Source organism: Ferroplasma sp. Type II, assembly GCF_000496155.1.
Map to the genome: position 1 here is coordinate 2,309 of NZ_KI542736.1, position 1,654 is coordinate 3,962.

General features: G+C 33.3%; 2 protein-coding genes. One reads left to right on the forward strand and one right to left on the reverse strand.

What is annotated here, in order from left to right; all coding sequences use genetic code 11:
• The coding region (locus AMDU4_RS08590) for a hypothetical protein (protein WP_290704740.1) at nt 1-819 on the forward strand (819 nt) is incomplete at its 5' end.
• Nucleotides 820-1,005: 186 nt separating this feature from the next.
• Here the strand turns inward: AMDU4_RS08590 and AMDU4_RS08595 are convergent.
• Nucleotides 1,006-1,654 (reverse strand): HNH endonuclease (locus AMDU4_RS08595; RefSeq protein ID WP_021787593.1); only part of this gene is annotated, 649 nt, incomplete at its 5' end.

Here is a 1,654-nt window from a genome sequence, read left to right on the forward strand (position 1 = left end):
TTAAACCAAAGGCAATTTGAAAGTTTTATGCGTTTTCTCAATGTGGCAGAAGGTGGTCTTACCACAAGATCACTTCCAAACATACCAATAGATATAGAATATAAAACAGTAGTAAATGAATTTTGCAAACAATATGAAGAGTACAATCCTGTTATTTGGCTAGATCTAAAGGAAGACCCGGGAGCATTTGAAAAAAGAATAGATGTATTAAAACTCTTAATAAATGAGGGAGGGTTGCAAATGCTTGGGTTTAACGCCGAGAGATTTGGCACAGCAGAGGATTACAATGTAAATCTAGATTACATGTATTCAAATCTTATGGATAAAGAGATTCTTTTAATTTATGAAGGCTCAAATAAATCATTCACTAAACGGCATGAAGGGCTGTCAAAAATACATTACCACCCCTTTGAGGTATTTGATGTTATATCCCCATATAGATTCCCTAGAGGTGGAAATAACAAAAAACTGTCCCAATTAGAGAAAATAAATAAAGCCACGTTTCTAGATCCCGACAATGTTGCATTAATGCCATTCGATAGTCTGGGCGAAGAAAAAATAAAGAAGTATATAGATAAAAGGAGTAAGAGCTTTATTGAGGATATTGTCTCTAAGAAAGAAAATTCAGAAACAATAAATGATACCGAGGTAAAATCCTTTAGATCTTTTGCTGATATACAGCAGGTGGTGGCTGGCGAACGTGAAATGGTTAACATATCTAATAGCATTAAAAAACAGGAAACGTTCAACTATCTAGAAAGTAAAGAGAATGTTGAGGTTGCAGTTAAGAAAAGGTTATCTAATTCTCAATTATTTTGAATAATACCTATATGTACTATTCATGTTTTAGACATCTATACAAAAAACTCGCATTAAGTGTATTCTATATCATGTATGTAGTTAACAACTGAAGTTAATCTCTAAAAACCTTAATCTTGCAGGTTTCAACAAAAAATTTAATGAGATAATCGCCTCTGAAATCAAATTGGTAGATTGTGAGTTCAATTATTTCAGTTTATTAGCCACTTTGAATAATTTATATCTTTCCTTCAAAGCTTTTTTGTGTGGATGATTATGTAAGTGTTTTATGTCGTCATGTTTGATTTCTAATTCTCCTTTAGTCATACCAGGCTTGTAGGTTAAAGTTAAATCTGATAAAATTGTAAAGTAGTAACTATCAAATATCTTATGATGGTTAGCGCACAATACAATCCCATTTTCTTCATGATCCGACCCATTTTCACTCTTAGGATAAATGTGTGCAGCCTCTAACGTTGCGTCTACCGTAATATCACATACAGCACATTTAGGCCCGTATCTCTTTATTACTTCAAAACGAAATTGTGGTTGCTCTGGTCTCGTTTTGACAGTAGTGGTTTGCCCCTTTCCATCACTCTCTTTAAGTACAAACTTTTTAGATGGAACTTCAGAGGTAGTGCTTAGACCAGTTGGATAATTATCAAGGATATTGACTAGAAAAGTTTCTGTTTGATTGTCATAATCTCTCACTAAACCTAATTTTACAGTTCGCTTCGTTCCATCAGTCTTGTTCCCAATTATTATAAATATTGGAATGTTGTAATGCATGGCACTTATCATCCCACTTATTTCATTTTCATCTTGCTGTGCTAATTTTGTTTGAGGGTAATGGTAA